We start from the raw sequence: 3,285 nt of genomic DNA on the forward strand, positions 1-3,285 counted from the left end.
GGGCTTCACCTGGGGCTTCGAGGTCGCGGCCGGCTTCGGGAATCGGATGTCCATGGGTCGTCTCCAGCAGAACGGCAGGTGTCGTCTCCTGCCTCCTGATGGGATGACAAAGGCACCCGAAATGACGTCGCACGGAATCGACCTTTGCGTCTGAAGGCCGGTAATATCCCCCTGCCGTTCATCACGCCTGAGGGGGAGATACAGCCATGTCGAGTCGCATTTCGCAGGGGAGCCCATTCCAGCCCGCGACGCTGAAGGGGCCTGACGCGCCCGCCGCGTCCCCGGTGTCCTTGCGCCCACCGCCGAAGCCCGAGCCGAAGCCGGCCGCCCAGCCCACCGTCGACGCGTTCGTCCAGGACGTGGCCCGCGACTTCACGAAGCTGCTGGGGCAGGTGCAGGCGCTGGTCACCAGCGTCGGCACCCCTACCGTCCAGGGCAAGGGCAAGGAGAAGGGCTCCGACATCATCATCGAGGGCAGCCGGGAAGCCCGCGACCCCACGGCGATGTAGCTCAGCGCGACCGGGAGCGCGCCGCCAGCCAGCTCGCCACGTCGGCGACGTCCAGGTCCCTGCGCCGGGTCGAACGTCCGTAGTCCGCTGCCGCGCCGCGCGCCTCATCCAGCGCGGCGCGGTGCTGCCCGGTGAGCCACAAGGCCCGGGCCAGCACGAAGCGCGTCTCCCCCACGTCGGCGGAGTCCGCGCCATGGGCGGACCGCAGCGCCAGGGCCCGCCTCGCGGCCTCTTCCGCCTCGGCGGCCCGGCCCTGCCCCACCTGCGTCAACGCCAGCCCGGTGAGGATGTCCGCGAGCGTCTCGGAGTCCGGGGCCTCCGCGGCCTGCTCCGTCCTCGCCGCGGACTCGAAAAGGCGCTGCGCCTGCGCCCACTGCTCACGCGCCGACAGCGCGTGCGCGAGCGTGGACTCGTAGAAGGCGAAGTCCGCGTGGCCCACGGGCAGCTTCGCGCGGGCCATGCGCAGCGCACGCTCCGCGAACTCGACGGCTCGCGCGAACTCGCGGCTCCTCAGTTCACACAGCGCCAGATCGCCGTAGGCCTCCGCGACCTCCAGGCTGTCATCACCGGAGCCCCTGCGCGCGAGCTCCAGCACGCGGCGCAAGTCCGCGCGGGCCTCGTCGAACCGGCCCAGCTCCAGGAGCAGGAGGGCCCGGTTCGTCAAGGGGATGGACAGGTCCGGATGTTCGGGGCCGTCCAGGGCCTCCAGCAGTCGCACCGCGCGGTCGTAGTAGGCCCTGCCCCCGGCGGCGTCCCCCTGTCGCCGGGCGACGCGGCCCAGGCTGGTGAGCAGGGCCACCACCGCGGGGTGGTGGGGGCCCACCGAGTGCTCCATCGCGCTGAGCGCCTGCTGGAAGACGGCCTTCGCCTCCGCGTCGCGCTTCGCGCCGTAGAGCAACGTGCCCCACTGGAGGAAGGCGCGCACCGTGTCCGGGTGGCCGTCGCCCAGCAACCGGCGGTAGGCGGAGACGGCCTCCGCGTTGAGCTTCACCGCGGCCTCCGTGTTCCCCTGCGCGGATTCGAGCGCGGCGCGGTTGGCGAGCAGCCGCGCCGCCAGCACGGGCTCGCCGCCCACGCGCTCCAGCGCCGCCGTCGCGAGCTCGGCGCCCAGCCGCGCCTCATCGAAGCGCTTGAGCCGCCGCCCCGCCGCGAACACGAGGTCCGTCCAAGCCCTCGCCGCGAGCAGTTCATGCCGCCCCGCTTCACCCGCCACCGCCGCGCGCCGCAGCGTCTGCGTCGCTTCGAGGACAAGCCCGGAGTCATGCTGCGCCAGCCCGTGCAGGTGCAGCACCTCCGCCTCCAGCGGCCGGTAGCCCAGGGCCTCCACCTCCTTGCGCAGCACCTGGAGCGGCTCCATCACCTGGCGGAAGCGGCCGGCCTCGCGCTGCGCACGCAGGTCCACCAGGGCCAGGCGCACCTGCTCCACCTTCGTCCTCAACGCGGCGTCCGACGGAGGCGGCGTGGGCGATGCGGTGAGCACCGCCACCTCGCCGCAGGAGGCCAGCTCCGGGAGTGCATGGGCCATGCTCAGCGAGCGCGAGACGACCTCCCGGTCCGCCGCGCGGGACAGCGCGGAGAGCGACTTCAGCGCCTGCAGGCCGCGCGCGAGGCAGCGCTCCTGCAACCCGAGCGTCTCCTCCGGCAGCCGGTCCACCACCGCGGCGCGACACACCTCGCGGCGAAGCCCCCGCCACTGGTCCGCATAGGCGTCCACCACCGTGTGCGTCGCGCCCCAGGCCGTGTCCGCGTGCGGAAGCCCGGTCCCGGCGAACGTCCGGGTGATGGCGCCCACGGCCTGCGCATCCCAGATGCCGTCCAGTGCCCGCTGCGGAGCGTCGCACGCGGCAAGCCGGGTGTGCTGCGCGTACTGCGGCGCCGCGAAGGCGGTGGCCGCCCCCAGCACCGCCACCCCGGCGACCACGAGCCGGGCCCGCCTGCGCCCCACGTCCCGCGAGAGCTCCCGCAGCAGGACCGTCATGGACGCGTGACGGTGTGGCGGCTCCGGGGACAGCCCCTTCAGCACCGCGGCCCTCAGTCCCCGGGGGACCTTGCGCTCCCTGCTGGCCGGGACGGCAGTGACCTTGCCGAGCGAGATGTTCCGGCACAGGTCCTCCACGCTGTCCCCCTGGAAGGGGCGCTCGTCGAAGAGGGCCTCGAACAGCGACGCGCAGAAGCTGAACTGATCCGAGAGCGCGTCGACAGCGCGGCCCGCGAGCTGTTCGGGAGGCATGTAGGCCGGGGTCCCCATCACGCGCCCGGGATGGGTGAGCTTGACGTCCAGCGCTCCCCTGGCGGCGGCGAGTTCGGGGCGCATGGGGGTGGCGTCCGAGGCCTGAAGCACCAGCCCGAAGTCGGTGACGCGCGCGCGGCCATCCTCGCCCACCAGCAGGTTGTCCGGCTTGATGTCGCGGTGGATCAGCCCGTGCGCGTGCGCGGCCTCCAGCCCGCGTCCCACCTGCACGAAGACCTCCACCACCTCGCGCCGGCTGCGCGGTGCCTGCCGGAGCCACTCGCGCAGGTTGCCACCACGCACGTACTCCATGGCGATGAACAGGCCGCCGTCCCACGTCCCCACGTCGTGGATGCCCACGACGTTCGGGTGCGCCAGCCGGGCCATCGCCTGGGCTTCGCGCTGCAACCGGGACTGCGCCTCCGCTCCCAGCAGTGAGATCAGCTCGCTTCGCAGCAGCTTGAGGCACACCGTGCGGTCCAGCTCCGGATCCCACGCGGTGTAGACCACGCCCATCCCGCCATCCCACACCGGCCGCAGCACGAC

The 3,285-nt window shown here is 73.2% G+C and carries 2 protein-coding genes; one reads left to right on the plus strand and one right to left on the minus strand.

Annotation, left to right across the window (positions count from 1 at the left end; all coding sequences use genetic code 11):
- Positions 1-206 precede the first annotated feature (206 nt).
- A complete protein-coding gene (locus D7V88_RS39985) occupies positions 207-509 on the plus strand; it encodes a hypothetical protein (protein ID WP_120545756.1) in 303 nt (100 codons plus the stop codon).
- Between the two features lies 1 nt (position 510).
- Here the strand turns inward: D7V88_RS39985 and D7V88_RS39990 are convergent.
- A partial coding sequence (locus tag D7V88_RS39990; RefSeq protein WP_147449090.1) for a serine/threonine-protein kinase occupies positions 511-3,285 on the minus strand: 2,775 nt, incomplete at its 5' end.

It is taken from the genome of Corallococcus terminator (genome assembly GCF_003611635.1).
In the GTDB taxonomy this organism is placed as follows: domain Bacteria; phylum Myxococcota; class Myxococcia; order Myxococcales; family Myxococcaceae; genus Corallococcus; species Corallococcus terminator.

What these genes read in the sequence shown, in the direction of transcription:
- D7V88_RS39985 (WP_120545756.1), top strand. Translation starts at nt 207, where the DNA reads ATGTCGAGTCGCATTTCGCAGGGGAGCCCATTCCAGCCCGCGACGCTG.